This window comes from Pantoea sp. EEL5 (genome assembly GCF_049892805.1).
GTDB classification, from domain to species: Bacteria; Pseudomonadota; Gammaproteobacteria; order Enterobacterales; family Enterobacteriaceae; genus Pantoea; species Pantoea ananatis.
In genome coordinates, this window is the sequence record NZ_JBNDNJ010000001.1 from 1,346,234 (window position 1) to 1,363,993 (window position 17,760).

Below are 17,760 nucleotides of genomic sequence, written 5' to 3' on the forward strand. Positions count from 1 at the left end.
ACCGCGCGTCGCGCTTCTGGTACAAAAGTTGCAAATAACTGATATGTGCACAGGAGATAACATATGAAAGCGATCGTCATTGGTGGCGGGATGGGTGGCATGACCGCCGCGCTGGCTCTGGAACAGGCAGGTTTCGACACTGAGGTTTTTGAGGCGGTCAAAACGATACGTCCCGTTGGTGCGGCCATTTCCGTCTGGCCTAACGGGGTGAAATGCCTTAATGCATTGGGACTGAAAGAAAAAGTGCGCGCCCTGGGCGGCAACATGGCCTATATGGCCTATAAAGAGGCCTTTTCGGGTGAAACCCTCACCCGTTTCAGCCTTTCCCCCCTGGTGCAGCAGGTGGGCGAGTTTCCCTATCCCATTGCCCGCGCCGAGCTTCAGGCCATGCTGCTGGATGCTTACGGCCGCCATCGGGTGAATTTTGGCAAGCGTATCGTGCAGGTGGAGCAATATGCCAGCGGCGTGATCGCGACCTTCGAAGATAACAGTCAGGCCCAGGGTGACTTTCTGGTTGCGGCCGATGGAACGCATTCGGTTATTCGTGATTACGTACTGGGGGAAAAACTGCCCCGCCGCTACGCAGGCTATGTGAACTGGAACGGCCTGGTCAGCGTTGATGAGTCCATCGCGCCTGCCGATCAATGGACCACCTTTGTAGGCGAGGGTAAACGCGTCTCTCTCATGCCGGTCAGCGGCAACCGCTTCTACTTCTTTTTCGATGTGCCGCTACCCGCCGGGCTGGAGCAGGATCGATCAACGATGCGGCACGATTTGCAGCACTACTTCAGCGGCTGGTCTGAACCGGTTCAGAAGCTCATCGCGGCAATTGATGTGGAAACCACTAACCGCGTGGAGATTCACGACATCGAGCCTTTTCACCGCTTTGTAAAAGGCCGGGTGGTCTTACTGGGCGACGCAGCACACAGCACCACGCCGGATATTGGTCAGGGCGGTTGCGCGGCAATGGAAGACGGGATTGTACTGGCCTCTGCATTGTCTGCACATTCGCTTGGCATTGAGGATGCGCTGTTACGTTACCAGATGCGCCGCGTTGAACGCGTTAAGGATCTGGTGTTGAAAGCGCGTAAACGCTGCGACATCACGCATGCTAAAGATCCCCATCTGACATCGGCATGGTATCAGTCGCTGAAAACGGAAACGGGTGAACGGGTGCTGGCGGGACTGTGCGAAACCATTGAAGGCGGACCGCTGGGATAGTCAAAAAGGGCGGTATCACCGCCCTTTCGCTTATTCGGCTAAGCCGCGATTTTTTAGCATCGGCTCCAGTTGAGGCGCCCCGCCGCGCCAGGACTCATACAACGCTTTAAGATCGCTGCTGTTGCCCCGCGACAGGATTTTTTGCCGAAAGATGTCGCCATTTTCCCGGGTTAATCCGCCGTGTTCGACAAACCACTGGTAGCCATCGTCTGCCAACATCTGGGTCCAGATATAGGCATAATAGCCGGCAGAATACCCCCCGCCCCAGATATGCTGAAAATAGCTGGAACGGTAGCGCGGTGGTACGGCGGCCAGATCAATATCATCGCTGCGTAAAGCCTGCTGTTCGAACGCGTCGACCGACTGCACCGGGGTTTTCCCCTCCAGGCTATGCCAGTGGAGATCCAGTAACGCGGCCGCCAGCAGCTCGGTCATCTCATAACCTTTATTGAACTTGCCTGCTCTGATGATTTTTTCATGCAGGGCCGCTGGCATGGCCTCCCCGGTCTGATAATGACGGGCGAAATGACGAAACACCTGTGGCTCACTGGCCCAGTGCTCGTTGATCTGCGATGGAAACTCAACAAAATCACGTGGCGTTTCCGTGCCGGAGAGGCTGGGATAGCGCTGGCTGGCAAACAAGCCATGCAACGTATGGCCAAACTCATGGAACAGCGTAATTACGTCATCCCAGCTCAGCAGTGCAGGCTCGCCGTTGGCGGGTTTGGTGTAATTACAGACGTTGTAAATCACCGGTTTCTCGTCCAGCAGCGTGGACTGGTTAACAAAGTTGCTCATCCATGCGCCGCCGCCTTTGCTGTCGCGCTTGAAAAAATCGGTATAGAACAGCGCCATTCCGCTGCCGTCGGTATCAAAGATTTCGTACACCTGGACATCGGGGTGATAAACCGGCAGGTCGTGACGTTGGGTAAACTGGATGCCATAAAGTTGAGTCGCGGCCCAGAATACGCCCTTTTCCAGCACGCTGTTCAGTTCGAAATAGGGTTTAATCTGGCTTTCATCGAGATCGTACTGCGCCCGCCGAACCTGCTCCGCGTAAAAGTTCCAGTCCCACGCGCCAAGGATAAAATTCCCCTGCTGGCTGTCGATGGTTTGCTGAATGGCCGTGGCTTCCCGCTCGGCCCGCGCACGGGCCGCAGGAACGATATTGCGCATAAACGCAAAGGCGGCATCGGGGGTTTTCGCCATCTGATCCTGTAGCTGCCAGGCGGCAAAGCTGGCAAATCCTAATAGCTTCGCCTGCTCTGCCCGCACCTGTGCCAGGCGCAGCACTAACGCTCGCGTGTCGTTGTCATCATTTTTCTCACTGCGCGTCATGGCGGCCTGGAACAGCGCCTGGCGCGTCGGGCGATCTTCCAGAGACTGCAGTGCAGGCTGCTGCGTGGTGTTTTGCAGCACCAGCAGCCAGGCATTCTCCAGGCCTCGTGCCGCCGCCGCCGCTTGAGCAACGGCCAGATCGGACGGGCTCAGCCCCGCTAACTGCTGCACGTCATTGACCACTAAACCGCCCGCCTTGGTTGCAGCAAGCAGCTTATTAGTAAATTGCGTACTCAGTCGTGCAGCCTCCTGATTCAGCGCCTTTAACTGCTGCTTCTGTGTTTCCGGCAGGTTGGCACCCGCCAGTTGAAAGCGCTGCCACAGCACCTCAACCAGGCGTTTCGATTCAGCATCAAGCGGGTTGCGCTGCAAATAGACCTGGTCGATGCGTGAAAACAGCGGCCGGTTCAACATTATTTCGTCGTTGAGCGCGGTGAGCTGTGGCGCAATATCCTCGTCAACCTGCTGTAAATAGGGGCTGGTGTGGGCGGAGGTCATGGCATTGAACACCAGGCTCACACGGGTCAACAGTTGACCGCTTTTCTCCAGGGCCTCGCAGGTATTCAAAAAGGTTGCCGCTTCCGGATTGGTGGCGATGGCCAGAACTTCCTGGCGCTTTTCTTCCATTCCGGCCTGAAGCGCGGGCAGAAAGTCGGTTTCCTGAATCTGATCAAAAGGTGGCGTGTGATAAGGCAAGCTGCTGACGTTAAAAAAAGGATTTTGACGGGCGTTCATAGGCGCTCCTGGTGAACAACACAGAGTCTCATAGTGGCAGGTTGCCTCTTACAGAACAACCTGACCGCGTTGTTGCTGATACACCGCAATGATTTCCCCGGCAATCGCAACGGCGATTTCGGCAGGCAGTTTCCCTTTTACATCGGGCAGGCCCATGGGGCAGCGTAACCGCGCCAGCCGGTCTTCGGCAATGCCTTTGCCTTCCAGCCGGTAGCGAAAACGCTGACTTTTCGTTTGCGAACCGATCACGCCCACGTAGCGGAAATCACCGCGCCGCAGAATAGCCTCACACAGCGCAAGATCCAGCGGATGATGGTGCGTCATCACAATATAATAGCTCCCCGCCGCCGCCGCGGCCACGCAGTCCAGGGGATCGTCGGGCTGTTGCACGCTGACGCCGGGTAGCACAGAGGCAAACTGATTGTCCCGACCGTCAATCCAGTTAACGTGACAGGGTAACGTAGCCAGCAGGCTGACCAGCGCCTGACCGACGTGGCCCGCGCCAAAAACCAGGATTTCCGGCTGCGCCTGCATCAGCGGTTCAAACAGAATGGTGGTCATCCCGCCGCAGCACTGGCCTAACCGGGCGCCCAGGCTGTAGTCTTCGGTATGAGGACGACGCTCTCCACTTTCCAACAGCGCGCGCGCCTGCGCAATGCACTGAAACTCAAGATGGCCGCCACCGATGGTCAGAAAACTTTTGTTGGCCGTCACCACCATCTTCGCGCCGCCGTCACGCGGGACTGAACCCCGATCGCGCAACACGGTGACCAGCACGCAGTGTTGCCGCTTCTGGCGCAGGTCGTGCAAAATTGCTATCCAGTCATGATAAATCATGGGTGCCTCCCGCCATGCGCTGGACGCCCCAGAATACTCGCTCCGGCGTAGCGGGCGCGTCCAGCGCCGGATGCAGTCGATAGTCGGCGACGCTGGCTACCGCATCCTGTAACGCACACCAGGCGGCTATCCCCAGCATAAACGGCGGTTCACCCACGGCTTTGGAATGAAACACCGTGTCCTGCGGATTTTTGCGGTTTTCCACCAGCGTAACCCGCATATCGGCCGGTACGTCAGCAATCGCCGGGATTTTGTAGCTGGCGGGGCCGTCGGTCATCAACTGGCCCTTGTCATTCCAGACCAGTTCCTCACAGGTCAGCCAGCCCAGCCCCTGGACAAAGCCGCCCTCTACCTGGCCAATATCGATGGCCGGATTCAGCGACGCGCCCACGTCGTGCAGAATATCCGCCCGCAGCAGCCGGTATTCGCCCGTCAGCGTGTCCACAATGACTTCACAACAGGCCGCGCCATAGGCGAAGTAGTAAAAAGGTTCGCCGCGACCGGCCTGACGGTCGTAATGGATGCCGGGGACGCGATAATAGCCCGTCGCCGATAGCGGTACCTGATTCAGCCAGGCAAGCTGCGCGACCTGGGCGAAGGTGTAATAGTGCTCGGCAGCCCGAACGATACCGTTACTGAACATCACCGCCTCTGGCCCGCATCCGTGCAGCGTACACAGCATGGTCGTCATGCGATCACGTAATATCTCGGCGGCATTTTGTGCCGCTTTGCCGTTGAGATCTGTGCCACTGGACGCTGCCGTGGGCGAAGTGTTAGGGACTTTCCCGGTATCGGTGGCGGTGATTTGAATACGATCGACCTCGATTTGCAGCACCTGCGCCACAATCTGCGCCACCTTGGTGTTAAGCCCCTGACCCATTTCCGTTCCGCCGTGGTTGAGCTGCACCGTGCCGTCGGTGTAGATCAGAATCAGCGCTCCGGCCTGATTGAGGAAGCTGGAGGTAAATGAAATGCCAAATTTAACCGGCGTCAGCGCCAGTCCACGTTTCAGTACGGGACTGCTGGCATTGAAGGCTGCGATCGCCGCGCGGCGCGCATCATAGTCACTGCTGGTTTCCAGTTGCGCCGTAATCTCATCCAGAAGGTTGTCTTTCACCTGCTGATGGTAATGGGTGATATTGCGTTCGTTCTTGCCGTAGTAGTTGCGTTTTCGCAGCGTAAGCGGATCCAGACCGCGCTCGCGGGCGATGTGATCCATGATCTGCTCGATCGCCACCATGCCCTGCGGCCCGCCAAAGCCGCGAAAAGCGGTATTTGACGCGGTATTGGTGCGACAGCGGTAGCCGGTGATGCGCGCATCACCAAGATAGTAGGCGTTATCGGCATGAAACATGGCCCGATCCACTATCGATCCGCTCAGATCGAGCGAGTAGCCGCAGTTACCGGCAAGATCGATTTTTACCCCACACAATCGGCCATCGTCTTCAACGCCCACATCATAGCGGACGTAAAAAGGATGTCGCTTGCCGGTTATCCGCATGTCATCGCGTCGGGCCAGGCGCATTTTAACCGCCCGGCCGGTCAGGCCTGCCGCGACGGCGCACAGGCAGGCCACGCCCGCCGCCTGGGTTTCTTTACCGCCAAAACCGCCACCCATTCGGCGCATATCAATCGTGACCTTGTTCATGCTGATGCCCATGACCTCTGCCACCAGCTTTTGGACCTCCGTGGGGTTTTGCGTGGAGCAGAACACCTGCAGCGCGTCGTCCTCACCCGGGATCACCATGGCCGTCTGGGTTTCCAGATAGAAGTGTTCCTGCCCGCCAATATGAAACGCGCCCTGTATGCGGTGCGGCGCACGGGCCAGCGCCGCCTCGACGTCGCCGCGCTGGTGGATATGGGGCTCCTGCACAAAACTGCCCTGCAGCAGTGCCTGTTCTACATCCAGCAGCGCGGGTAATACCTCATACTCGATCACCGCTGCCATCGCGCCCTGTCGGGCCGCATCCGGCGAGTCGGCCAGCACGGCAATAATAATTTGCCCAACATATTCGACGCAGTCCTGAGCCAGCAGCGGGTCGCCGGGCTGCAGCGGGCCGACATCGTTGACGCCGGGCACGTCCTGCCAGGTGAGGACGCGGACGACACCGGGAACGTCGTAGCACGGCTGGACATCAACGTGAGTGATACGGGCATGGGCATGATCGCTCAGGCGAGGACAGAGATGCAGCAGACCGGGCTGCTCCGCTTTGTCATCGATATATATCGCCTCGCCGGACACGTGTTTATCGGCGCTTTCATGCTTATTGCTGCGCCCCACGCCGCTGCTGATGTCGCGCGCATGAGCAATGGGTAATGCTGAATCGGGCAGAGCCGGACGATTATGGGACATAGCGGCTTACCTCAGTCAGGGACAATCCGTTGAGACGGTAAAAGTAACGGCGCAGCAGGTTGCTCGCCACCTGCAGGCGATAACCGGCGCTGGCGCGGAAGTCGCTGAGCGGCTCAAAGGTCTCTTCCAGCGCCTGACAGGCCGTGGCTATCGTTTGTGCGGTTAAGGCCGATCCAATCATGGCCTGCTCACACCCTGTGGCGCGCACCGGCGTTGCCGCCATCCCGCCAAAGGCAATGTGTGCCGCTGTCACAATGCCGTTATCGGTTTGGATATTGAAAGCGGCAAACACGGCTGAAATGTCGTCATCCAGCCGCTTCGAGACCTTCCAGGCAACAAAATCAGGTGACACCGTCACTTTTGGAATAATGATGGTATGGATAAACTCACCGGGTTGCAGCACGGTCTGCCGGTAGCCGGTAAAAAACGCGCTGAGTGGCAAAGTGCGTTGCGTGTCGCCCTTCTGCAGCAGCAGAGAGGCGTTTAATGCCAGCAGCGTTGGCGATGCATCGCCAATCGGGGAAGCATTAGCAAGGTTACCGCCCAGTGTGCCAAGCTGGCGAATTTGCAGCGAGGCAAAACGCGTCAGCATCTCCGTTACTCCCGGAATGCGCGTCGCCATAAACGCTGCGATCTGGTCGAGCGAGGCGGCGGCACCTAAGTGATAGGATGCGTCGTCCTCATAACAGTGTTTCAGTGCATCCACCTGCCCCAGCGCAATCATCACTGGAATGCCCTGGTAGCGTTGGGTAATCAGCAGGCTCAGGTCCGTGCCGCCCGCCAGTAACGCGGCATCGGGGTGCGCGACACAGAGCGCAGCGAGCTGCGCGACGGTGGTGGGAAGGTAACAGTGACGGCCTTTGTCCTGAATTACCCGGACCTCCTGATTCTCCAGCGCGCGCAGGCGCTCAACCACGCCCTGCTCACACCGATCAAAGCTGTCCGGCTGTGCCTGCGTCACCAACTGTTCGGCCGCCGCCATAATGGAACGATAACCGGTGCAGCGACACAGGTTGCCGGCCAGCGCATGCTCTGCCTGCTGCCGGTCCCAGTCGCTGTGATTTTTTTGCAGACTGAACAATGACATCACAAAGCCCGGCGTGCAGAAGCCACACTGCGAGCCATGACAGTCCACCATCGCCTGCTGAGCCGGATGCAGGGTTTTCCCCTCACGTAAATCTTCGACGGTGATGAGCTGCCTGCCCTGTAATCCACTGACCAGCATCAGGCAGCTGTTAACGGTCTGATAGTGCAACCTGCCGTCCACCACGCTCCCCAGCGTGACGCTGCAGGCACCGCAGTCGCCGGACGCACAGCCCTCCTTGGTGCCACAGCGACGCTGATGCGTGCGCAGATAAGAGAGTACCGTCAGATTGGGATCGATACGTTCTTCTGTGACGAGCTGGTCGTTAAGCAGAAACTGAATCATGCGGCATTCTCCTTTGTGGTGGATTGCCAGACCGGTCGGCCATTAACCCACGTCTCTACGATGTTTCTGTCATCACCCAGCGTCATCAAGACGAACAGTTTTTCCCAGATATCCTTGCAGTTCCCCATACGCAGCTTTTGCAGCGCCGATACGGCGGGATCCAGCACGACAAAGTCAGCTTCTTTACCTGGTGCAAAATTACCGATGTGCTGGTCAAGATCCAGCGCACGGGCCCCGCCCAGCGTGGCATGGTAAAAGGCTTCTGCAGCACTCAGCCTGTATTGCTGTAGCTGGCCGACCTTGTAAGCCTCGCCCAGCGTTTGCAGCATATTAAAGGTGGTTCCGGCGCCAACATCGGTGCCGATGCCCACTTTGATGCCCTGCTGCCAGCTGCGCTTGATATTAAACAGGCCGCTTCCCAAAAACAGGTTTGAGGTCGGGCAAAAGGCAATGGCGGAATCCGTATCGTGCAGACACTGCCATTCATGATTTTCCAGATGCAGGCAGTGTGCAAAGACGCTTCGCCGGCCGGTCAGCTGATAGTGGTGGTAAACGTCCAGATAGCCATTGCGTTCGGGAAACAGCGCGTTGACCCAGGCTACTTCCTGTGGGTTTTCGCTGAGGTGCGTGTGGAGCCAGACATCCGGGTAAGCCGTGCGCAGCGCCTGCACTTTCTTTAACAGGTCGGGTGACGAGGTGGGCGCAAAACGCGGCGTCAGGGCATAGCTCAGTCGGCCGCGGCCGTGCCAGCGCTCAATCAGATCGCGGGAATGTTGATAGCTTTCCTCCGGCGTTTCGGTGAGGTAATCAGGCGCATTGCGATCCATCATGACTTTACCGGCGATGATGCGCATCTCAAGCGCTTCGGCCGCGCTAAAAAGCGCCTCTACCGACTGCGGATGCACCGTGCCAAAAACCAACGCACTGGTGGTGCCGTTAGCCAGTAGCTGATGGAGAAAAAACGCTGACATTTGCGCGGCATGCTCGGCACAGCGGTACTGCCTCTCAACCGGAAACGTATACTGATTCAGCCATTCGAGAAGCTGCTCACCATAGGCGCCGATCATTTCTGTTTGCGGGTAATGAATGTGGCAGTCGACAAAACCCGGCAGGATCAGCTTACCGCGCAGATCGATAACGCGCTCTGCTGCCTGACTGCTGCTGACATCACACCAGGGGTGCAAACCGACTACGCGGCCCTTACGCAGAATGAGCAGACCATCTTCGATATAACGCGCCTGAGACAGAATAGCCTCAGGCTCGTTCGCCACCGCGGCAAAATCAAAAAAACTGGCACGAATCGCCGTGTCCTGGCATGTAGACATATCGTTTCCTCTTACCGGGCGCCTGATGTTGTCGCCCTGTTCATCTCCTACTCTCTTTAAACACTCTGCAAGACGCATGCCAGATCAGAGCCTGATAAATCACTTTATTATCAGTCACTTATGAATATCATCCTGTTGCGCAACGCTTTCGCTGACAAAATCGCCACGCAATCGGTTGCTCATCCAACGCAATCGGTTGCCAGTAAAAATGCCCCCTGCCACGTTACCTTGCTGCCCCGTTCTCTGCACGATTTCGGGGCAGCGTGCGCTAAAAGCGCGCAAAAGCGCCTCCCCGCGGAATTCAGCGGACACAGGCTAAAATGCCGTGATAAGGTGAGGAGACATCACGAAACTGGAAGAGGGAAAAGTGAGATGATTATTTTTGTTACGGGAGCCACAGCCGGTTTTGGCCAAAGCATTACCCGCCGATTCATCGAAACAGGTCACAAGGTGATTGCCAGTGGACGTCGTGCTGAACGCCTGAAGGCGCTGAAAACGGAGCTGGGTGAGAATCTGTACACCGTACAGTTAGATGTGCGTAACCGGGCATCGATTGAAGAGGCCATCACACAGCTACCTGCCGAGTGGCGCAATATTGATGTCCTGGTGAATAACGCCGGTCTGGCGTTGGGCATAGAACCCGCGCACCGGGCAGATGTGAACGACTGGGAAAATATGATCGACACCAATACCAAAGGGCTGGTCTATATGACGCGCGCGGTTTTGCCTGCCATGGTAGAGCGTAACGTCGGTCACATTATCAACATTGGTTCGATTGCCGGCAGCTGGCCTTATGCCGGGGGCAACGTTTATGGCGCCACCAAAGCCTTTGTGCGTCAGTTCAGCCTTAACTTACGCACCGATTTACACGGTACGGCCCTGCGTGTGACCGATATTGAGCCGGGCCTGGTCGGCGGCACGGAGTTTTCTAACGTGCGCTTTAAAGGGGACGATGGCAAGGCCGAACAGGTCTACGAGGGCGCCACGGCCCTGACGCCTGAAGACGTTACCGAAGCCGTTTACTGGGTGGCCACGCTGCCGAAGCACGTCAACATCAATACGCTTGAGATGATGCCCGTCAGCCAGACGCTGGCAGGGCTGAAAGTGCATAAACCCTGACCGATAAGCCAGCCGCAAAGGCTGGCTTTTACGCTTTGCCCCATCCCGCTACGATAATCAGCATGCCGCTCAGCGCAATCAGCGCACCACTCCAGTCCCATGCGCTCAGCTTGACACCTTCGACCACGCGCAGCCAAAGCATGGCCGTCAGCACATAGACGCCGCCGTACGCCGCGTAAACCCGGCCGCTGGCCGCAGGATGTAAGGTCAGCAACCAGACAAATAACCCGAGACTCAATGCGGCAGGCAACAACAGCCACATGGACGCCCCCTTCTTTAGCCACAGCCACGGCAGAAAACAGCCGATGATTTCCGCCAGCGCGGTGATAAAAAACAGCAGCGTGGTTTTAAGCAGCACAATAATCTCTCTGACAGGTAAACAACATGCACACAGCTGGTGAGCAAGTAATCGGCAATGGTATACTATTCTCATTTGATGCAATAGTTTTACCCAAGAGTAAAACAGTGTTAACCGAAGGATATTACGATGAAAAAATTGGTTCCGGTTCTGATGGTGGCCCTGCTTTCTGCCACCGCGATGCGTGTCAGTGCGAACACCGAACACGTGATTATTGAAAACGGCAGCAGCGCATTGAGCAACGAAGCGGCACGTCAGAGTAAAGAGCAGTGGAATGATACGCACATGCTGCGCAACAAAGTGAACAGCCGGGTTGAGAAAGAATTCGATAAAGCCGATCGCGCATTCGACACGCGCGACAAATGTGAACAGAGCGCTAATCTGAATGCCTATTGGGAACCCAATACGCTGCGCTGCTTAGACCGCCGCACGGGCCGCCCGGTATTGCCGTAAATTTCGGCTATAGTAATGACTGACGCATGACAAAAGGAAAGGGTTATGAAGATCAAGAGTGCATTACTGACAGCGACGTTTTTAGCCTTCCCCCTGCTGGCTCAGGCATCCTGCGAATCTGTAAAAGCGGATATCAGCCAGAAAATCATTCAAAACGGCGTGCCTGAATCAGGCTTTAGCCTGGATGTGGTCGCCAACGATCAGGTTGATCAGGCTGGCGGTCAGGTCGTCGGCCATTGTGATAACGACACACAGAAAATTGTTTATAAAAAGCTGGGCCGTGATGAGGGCGCCTCCGTGCCCGACAGCGCAGGCAGCTCCCAAGACTCCTCTACACAATAATGTTCAGGGCGACGATGATGTCGCCCTGTCTTTTCCTGTCTTTTCCTGTCTTTTCCTGTCTTTTCCTGCCTTTTGCTGGCCCTTCTCTGCCCATCACGCCTGAGGTTTCAGCGCACTATTCCGTTTGTTGCGGCTGCTGACGCGGCATCTTCCACGCCACCCACAGGGTGAGGAACGCAATGACCAGTGCCACAATAAAGACCCAATGTAGCGATGCGGCTATTGCCTGCAGCATAGGCTGAAGCACGTCCGGTGCCAGGCGGTCGCGCGTTTCCTGCGACATGATTTGCTGAACCGGATCCTGCGCATGGGGCAACCGCCATTGCAGGTTCAGGTTAAGCACCGCGCCCATCACCGCTGTCCCCAGCGCCGATCCAATCATACGGCTAAACATGACCGACGCTGTACAAATGCCTTGCACGTTAAAGTCGGCATGATTCTGGACAGATACCAGAAATGTCGTGCTGGTCATTCCCATGCCGGTTCCGATGACAAAGGCGGTGAATCCCGCCTGGAACAGCGTGCTTTCTGTGTGCAACAGCAGTAGCAAGGCGCTGCCGCCGATTAATAACAGTGCGCCCAGCTGCGCGGTAAAACGGTAGGAGGTCAACAGCATCAGACGGCCACTTAGCGTACTGGCCAGCGGCCAGCCAACAGACATCATGGCCAGCGCAGTTCCGGCCTGAAGCGGCGATCCGCCGGTTACGCCCTGAATCCAGGTCGGCAGAAAAGCGCTGACGCCCATCATGGTTGCACCAATGATGAAGTTGCCGAGATTGCCCGCGATAATCAGTGGGCTTTTCCACAGGCTGAGCGGGAACAGCGGCGAGCGGGTGCGCTGCTCATGACGGGTTAACTGCCAGCCAGCCACCAGGCCAATGGCTAAGAACAGCAGCAGCCAGTAGCCAAGCTGTTCCGCCTGCAGCAGCGCAATCAGAACGGCGCTGATACACAGCGTGAGCCAGCCGCTCCCGGTCAGATTCAAAGACTGGGAGGGTTGTGTCTGCGTATAGGCAGGCAGCAAGGCTGCCAGCATCAGCATGCTGATGATGCCGATCGGTACGTTGACCCAGAAGATGACGGACCAGCTAAAGTGCTGGACCAGCCAGGCACCGGACAGCGGACCGACAATCGCCGCAACGCCCCAGACGCTGGACAACCAGCCCTGCACGCTGGCGCGTTCCCGGGGGGAATAGATGTCTGCCACGATGGTGGAGCTCAGCGGCATGATCGCGCCCGCCCCCAGCCCCTGAAATGCCCGGAAGACAATCAGCCAGAGCATCGTGTGGGCGAAACCGCAGAGCACCGACCCGGTAAGGAAGATCGCGATGCCCAGAAACAGCATTTTTTTGCGGCCCCACAGGTCCGCCAGCCTGCCATAGAGCGGCACGCTCACCGCCTGGGTAAGGAGATAGACAGAGAAAACCCAGCCAAACTGCGAAAAACCGCCGAGATCGGCCACAATGGTGGGCATTGCGGTCGCCACAATCGTGACTTCAATCGCAGCCATAAACATGGCAAGCATACAGGCAAAGAGAATCCAGTGGCGACGGCGTGGTGCGGAGGTGCTGTTGGTCATGATGCTCCCTTTTTTGTTCCCTAAGGCTAGCGCATATTTCACCAGACAGGAACCGATTCAATCCAAATTGTGACACTGTCACTTAAAAAAGACCTTTTCAGGTCGTTTCACTCTGAAACCTGTTGCTGTAAGGGCTGAGGCGTTTTTTGGCTCATGCTATCTTCCTGATTTTTCCGATAAAAGCTGGCGCGCTCCGCTTACCGCTGCTATAGAAATAAAGCGCTATTTTCCGCACTTGGTGAAATTACGCAGAAATTCACTGCGGTTTGCCGCATTTAGCGACCGGCATGGTTTTGGAAGGGGCGCTGACGATAGCCACTTTTGTCATGCTGGTTTAGGTAGCTATAACAACAGATCTGTAAACAGGGAGAAACCGTATGCATAACGCTTCACTGGCCAGGCGTGCCGGTCTGGCACTGCTGGCTGTGGTCGCAGTGGCAGGTGCGCTGGTATGGGGGCTTGGCTGGGATACGCTGGTCGCCCGCAAAGACGATCTGATTTACCTCGGACAGCAGCACCTGTTTCTGGTGTTTTGGTCGATGCTGTTCGCCCTGCTGGTCGGTATACCCAGCGGTATTCTACTCAGCCGCCCTTTTGCCCGGCGCTGGGCGGAATATGTCATGCAAATCTTTAACGTCGGCAATACGCTGCCTCCTCTTGCCGTTCTGGCGCTGGCGATGGTTGTCATTGGCATTGGTGATAAGCCCGCCCTGGTCGCGCTGTTTCTGGCATCACTGTTGCCTGTCGTCCGTAACACCTACTCCGGACTCAGCGCCGTACCGCCTTCGTTGATCGAAGCCGCGAACGGCATCGGTATGACTAAATGGCAGCGCTTACGTCAGGTTGAGATTCCTAACGCCCTGCCGGTTATTCTTGCGGGCGTGCGCATTGCCACCGCCATTAACGTGGGCACCGCCCCACTCGCTTTCCTGATTGGCGCCAGCAGCTTCGGCGAACTGATTTTCCCCGGCATTTATCTTAATGACTTCCCAGTGCTTATCCTGGGTGCCGTTGCTACGGCGCTGGTTGCACTGGTGCTGGATATGCTACTGGCGTCATTAGGGCGCTACCTTAGTCCGCACGCTGCGGCATAACGATAAGGGGTTTGTAATGCTAACGCGCTGGATTAAGAGCTTTACCCTGGCACTGGTGGCCTCAATGGCACTCAGCCAAAGCGTACAGGCGGCCACGCCGCTGGTGCTCGCGACAAAAAGCTTTACCGAGCAACATATTCTTTCGGCCATGACGGTTATGTGGCTGCAAAAGAAAGGCTTTGAGGTCATCCCGAAACGCAACATCGCCACCACCATTAGTCGTAATGCCATGATTAACAAGCAGATCGACATGACCTGGGAATATACCGGTACCTCACTGATCATCTTTAACCATATTAATAAACCGATGTCCTCCGAGGACGCCTATAAAACCGTGAAAAATCTGGACGGCAAACTGGGTCTTATCTGGCTCAATCCCGCCCCGATGAATAACACCTATGCCTTTGCCATGCAGCGCGCGCGCGCGGAAAAAGAAGGTATTTCGACGCTGTCGCAACTGGTGGCCAAAATGGATCAGGTGCGTAAAACAGATCCGAAACATAACTGGCGACTCGGGCTGGACCTGGAATTTTATGGCCGTTCAGACGGCATGAAGCCACTGCAGAAGACCTACAACCTGACGCTCGACAGGCCTCAGATTCGCCAGATGGATCCGGGGCTGGTCTATAACGCCGTGCGCGATGGTTTTGTGGATGCCGGCCTGATCTACACCACGGACGGGCGCGTGAAAGGTTTCGATCTCAAGGTACTGGAAGACGATAAACACTTTTTCCCCAGCTACAACGTGACGCCGGTTGTGCGTCAAGACGTGCTGGCGAGCCATCCCGGTCTTGAAGCCGCCCTGAATCAGCTTTCCCCGCTGATCACCGATGAGGCCATTACCGAGATGAACAAGCGCGTGGACATCGATCACCAGTCGCCTGAACAGGTGGCGCGCGATTTCCTTCAATCCAAAAACATGCTGTAAGGAGGCATCGTGGATACCCTTCATTACATCATTGATAACTGGAATAACCTGCTCACGCTGACCTGGCAACATACCTGGCTGGTGCTGGTTGCAGTAGGATGCGCGATTGTTATTGGCGTACCCCTTGGGATTTTAATTGTGCGCTTTAAATGGCTGGCCACGCCGGTGCTCGGCATTGCCACCGTTGTACTGACCATCCCGACGATTGCGTTGTTTGGCCTGATGATTCCGCTTTTCTCGCTGATTGGGAAAGGGATTGGTGCGCTACCGGCTATCACGGCGGTCTTCCTGTATTCATTACTGCCGATTGTGCGCAACACGCATACCGCATTGGAAAATCTGCCGGACGGCCTGCGTGAAGCGGGTCGTGGCATTGGCATGACGTTCTGGCAACGCCTGCGTTGGGTTGAGATCCCGATGGCGCTTCCGGTGATTTTTGGTGGTATTCGCACCGCCGTGGTCATGAACGTTGGCGTGATGGCTATCGCGGCCGTGATTGGTGCTGGCGGACTGGGCATGCTGCTGCTGGATGGCATTAGCGGCAGTGATATTCGTATGCTGATTGCCGGGGCGCTGATGATTTGCCTGCTGGCGATTGTTCTTGACTGGCTGCTGCACCGTTTGCAGCTGGCGCTGACTCCTAAGGGAATTCGATAATGATAAAACTTGAAAATCTGACGAAAACCTTCAGCCAGAAAAACGGCACGCTGATGAAAGCGGTGGACAATGTGAGTCTTGAGGTTCCTGCTGGCGAGATGTGCGTGCTGCTTGGGCCTTCGGGCTGTGGGAAAACCACCACGCTGAAAATGATTAACCGCTTAATTCCCTCTACCAGCGGGCGGATTCTCATCAACGGGGAAGACACCAGCACTCAGGATACCACCACCCTGCGTCGCAATATTGGTTACGTGATCCAGCAAATTGGTCTGTTCCCCAATATGACGATTGAAGAGAACATCACCGTGGTGCCACGCATGCTGGGCTGGGATAAAAAGCAGTGCCGCGAGCGGGCAACGGAGTTAATGAGCATGGTGGCGTTGGATCCGAATAAGTTTCTGCATCGCTACCCGCGTGAAATGTCCGGTGGACAACAGCAGCGCATTGGGGTGATTCGCGCGCTGGCGGCTGATCCGCCGGTACTGCTGATGGATGAGCCTTTCGGCGCGGTTGACCCAATTAACCGGGAAGTTATTCAGAATGAGTTTCTGGATATGCAGCGTCAGTTAAAGAAAACGGTGATGCTGGTCAGCCACGACATTGATGAAGCACTCAAACTTGGCGACCGCATCGCGGTCTTCGGCCAGGGCAAAATTGTCCAGTGCGCCAGCCCCGATGAGTTGCTGGCGACGCCGGCTAACGATTTTGTCGGCTCCTTTGTTGGCCAGGACCGTACGTTGAAACGTCTGCTGCTGGTACAGGCAGGCGACGTGACCGACCAACAGCCCACCATCACGGTAAAACGCTCGACGCCGTTAACGGAGGCTTTTGGCACCATGGACGAAAACGACATGCGTTCCATCACTGTGGTTGACGACGACGGCAAGCCGTTAGGATTTGTAAAACGCCGTGAGGCGCGTCACGCGAGTGGGCGCTGTGAAGAGATGCTGCATACGTTTAAAGTGACCGGCAAAGCAGAAGAAAACCTGCGTGTGGTTCTGTCGAAACTCTATGAACACAACACCGTCTGGATGCCGATTGTGGACGAAGATGGCCGTTACAGTGGCGAGATTTCCCAGGACTACATTGCTGATTATCTCAGCTCCGGGCGTACCCGTCGCCGCCTGAATCCATAATGAATCAGGGCCGCACGTTGGTTGCGGCCCACTTAATCCTGCCTCTCATTCCGTATCACTGTTGGTCAGTTATCTCTGATGAATGGTACCGTCGCGCGCGTGGCGCCATCCTGCTCTGGTTCTCTCAGGCTGTTTTTGTCCGAGCGTAGTGCAGGTTATTGCTATTCAGCAGGGAGATATCCAGATAACGGGACAGATCGCGCTGCTCTGCGCGGGGCAAATAAGGCAACTCACCGAGAAGCGGTGCCGTAATCTGTTCACGCAGGACGGAAATGATATCGGCATAGTGCGCCAGCCCCGGATTAATACGATTAGCCACCCATCCGGCCAGCGGCAATCCGTCGGCCTGGATCGCCTGAGCGGTCAGTAGCGCATGGCTGATACAACCTAACTTAATCCCGACCACTAAGATAACGGGCAGTTGCTGCTCGATCACCCAGGCCGACAGCGGCTGGGCATCGTTCATCAGGCTGCGCCAGCCCCCGGTGCCCTCGACCACCACGCGATCGGCAAGCTGATTGAGATGCTGAAGCCCCTGCGTGATTTTCGCATAATCGACCTTATTGGGCGGATAGCCGCAGATTTCTTCTTTCTCAAAAATGACCGGATTCACTGCCTGATAAGGCAGCGCAAGGGAAGAGGCGCTCTGCAAAAACAACCCATCCTTGTTTCTCAGGCCCTCTTCTGTTTTGACGCCCCAGCGGGCAACAGGTTTGTAGCCCGCAGCCCGCTCGTTCGCCTGGGTAAAACTTTGCAGCAGGGCGCGTGCGACCACGGTTTTCCCCACTTCGGTATCGGTTCCGGTAATAAATAGCGTTTTCACTCTACTTCTCCTTCACAAGCGGTGTCAGCTCAC

16 protein-coding genes are annotated in these 17,760 nt (G+C 56.5%); 8 read left to right on the forward strand and 8 right to left on the reverse strand.

Translation table 11 applies throughout. The features are described 5' to 3' along the window. The first annotated feature begins 63 nt into the window (after window positions 1–63). Entirely contained in the window at window positions 64–1,221 is a 1,158-nt protein-coding gene (gene hpxO / locus ACPXSQ_RS06450) for an FAD-dependent urate hydroxylase HpxO (RefSeq protein WP_013025837.1), read from the forward strand. A gap of 30 nt (window positions 1,222–1,251) precedes the next feature. Here the strand turns inward: hpxO and dcp are convergent, their stop codons facing one another. Genes dcp through guaD form a run of 5 tightly spaced genes read right to left on the reverse strand, consistent with a single transcriptional unit; the run spans window position 1,252 to window position 9,238 of the window. Beyond that, window positions 1,252–3,294: a peptidyl-dipeptidase Dcp gene (gene dcp / locus ACPXSQ_RS06455; protein WP_426143175.1), complete on the reverse strand. Its 2,043-nt coding sequence runs from the start codon at window positions 3,292–3,294 to the stop codon at window positions 1,252–1,254. Between the two features lie 48 nt (window positions 3,295–3,342). Further along, entirely contained in the window at window positions 3,343–4,131 is a 789-nt protein-coding gene (gene xdhC / locus ACPXSQ_RS06460) for a xanthine dehydrogenase accessory protein XdhC (protein ID WP_426143177.1), read from the reverse strand. Further along, window positions 4,118–6,484: a xanthine dehydrogenase molybdopterin binding subunit gene (gene xdhB / locus ACPXSQ_RS06465; RefSeq protein WP_426143179.1), complete on the reverse strand. Its 2,367-nt coding sequence runs from the start codon at window positions 6,482–6,484 to the stop codon at window positions 4,118–4,120. Before xdhB ends, xdhC begins: the two co-directional genes overlap by 14 nt. Next, complete coding sequence (xdhA, locus tag ACPXSQ_RS06470; protein ID WP_014593763.1) at window positions 6,474–7,913, reverse strand: xanthine dehydrogenase small subunit; 1,440 nt, start codon at window positions 7,911–7,913, stop codon at window positions 6,474–6,476. The genes xdhB and xdhA overlap by 11 nt, the downstream gene beginning before the upstream one ends. After that, a complete protein-coding gene (guaD, locus tag ACPXSQ_RS06475; protein ID WP_426143181.1) occupies window positions 7,910–9,238 on the reverse strand; it encodes a guanine deaminase in 1,329 nt (442 codons plus the stop codon). Before guaD ends, xdhA begins: the two co-directional genes overlap by 4 nt. A 372-nt stretch (window positions 9,239–9,610) precedes the next feature. On the opposite strand from guaD, the gene ydfG reads away from it, so the two are divergent. Beyond that, window positions 9,611–10,357, forward strand: coding sequence for a bifunctional NADP-dependent 3-hydroxy acid dehydrogenase/3-hydroxypropionate dehydrogenase YdfG (gene ydfG, locus ACPXSQ_RS06480; protein ID WP_014605789.1), 747 nt, complete (start codon window positions 9,611–9,613; stop codon window positions 10,355–10,357). A 28-nt stretch (window positions 10,358–10,385) separates the two neighbouring features. Here ydfG and ACPXSQ_RS06485 read toward each other — a convergent pair whose 3' ends face one another. Beyond that, complete coding sequence (locus ACPXSQ_RS06485; RefSeq protein WP_028715174.1) at window positions 10,386–10,712, reverse strand: YnfA family protein; 327 nt, start codon at window positions 10,710–10,712, stop codon at window positions 10,386–10,388. Window positions 10,713–10,844: 132 nt separating this feature from the next. Here ACPXSQ_RS06485 and ACPXSQ_RS06490 point away from each other — a divergent pair, with 132 nt between their 5' ends. Both ACPXSQ_RS06490 and ACPXSQ_RS06495 read left to right on the forward strand, forming a co-directional pair. Beyond that, window positions 10,845–11,168: a DUF1283 family protein gene (locus ACPXSQ_RS06490; protein WP_013025844.1), complete on the forward strand. Its 324-nt coding sequence runs from the start codon at window positions 10,845–10,847 to the stop codon at window positions 11,166–11,168. Between the two features lie 45 nt (window positions 11,169–11,213). Further along, entirely contained in the window at window positions 11,214–11,510 is a 297-nt protein-coding gene (locus tag ACPXSQ_RS06495; RefSeq protein WP_013025845.1) for a DUF1161 domain-containing protein, read from the forward strand. A 115-nt stretch (window positions 11,511–11,625) separates the two neighbouring features. On the opposite strand, the gene ACPXSQ_RS06500 is transcribed toward ACPXSQ_RS06495, so the two are convergent. Then, window positions 11,626–13,089 (reverse strand): MDR family MFS transporter, encoded by a 1,464-nt coding sequence (locus tag ACPXSQ_RS06500; RefSeq protein WP_014605787.1) that lies wholly within the window; start codon window positions 13,087–13,089, stop codon window positions 11,626–11,628. Between the two features lie 377 nt (window positions 13,090–13,466). On the opposite strand from ACPXSQ_RS06500, the gene ACPXSQ_RS06505 reads away from it, so the two are divergent. The 4 genes from ACPXSQ_RS06505 to osmV all read left to right on the forward strand — a co-directional run bounded on the left by ACPXSQ_RS06505 (window position 13,467) and on the right by osmV (window position 16,904). Then, on the forward strand, window positions 13,467–14,183 hold the full coding sequence (locus tag ACPXSQ_RS06505) for an ABC transporter permease (protein ID WP_013025847.1): 717 nt from the start codon (window positions 13,467–13,469) through the stop codon (window positions 14,181–14,183). 64 nt (window positions 14,184–14,247) lie between these two features. Further along, window positions 14,248–15,111, forward strand: coding sequence for a glycine betaine ABC transporter substrate-binding protein (locus ACPXSQ_RS06510; RefSeq protein WP_227008738.1), 864 nt, complete (start codon window positions 14,248–14,250; stop codon window positions 15,109–15,111). 9 nt (window positions 15,112–15,120) lie between these two features. After that, window positions 15,121–15,768 (forward strand): osmoprotectant ABC transporter permease OsmW, encoded by a 648-nt coding sequence (gene osmW, locus ACPXSQ_RS06515; protein ID WP_013025849.1) that lies wholly within the window; start codon window positions 15,121–15,123, stop codon window positions 15,766–15,768. Beyond that, on the forward strand, window positions 15,768–16,904 hold the full coding sequence (gene osmV, locus ACPXSQ_RS06520; RefSeq protein ID WP_013025850.1) for an osmoprotectant ABC transporter ATP-binding protein OsmV: 1,137 nt from the start codon (window positions 15,768–15,770) through the stop codon (window positions 16,902–16,904). The genes osmW and osmV overlap by 1 nt, the downstream gene beginning before the upstream one ends. Before the next feature lie 124 nt (window positions 16,905–17,028). On the opposite strand, the gene bioD is transcribed toward osmV, so the two are convergent. After that, the gene (gene bioD, locus ACPXSQ_RS06525) at window positions 17,029–17,727 is read right to left on the reverse strand and encodes a dethiobiotin synthase (RefSeq protein WP_019105177.1); all 699 of its coding nucleotides are present in this window, start codon (window positions 17,725–17,727) and stop codon (window positions 17,029–17,031) included. Window positions 17,728–17,760 lie beyond the last annotated feature (33 nt).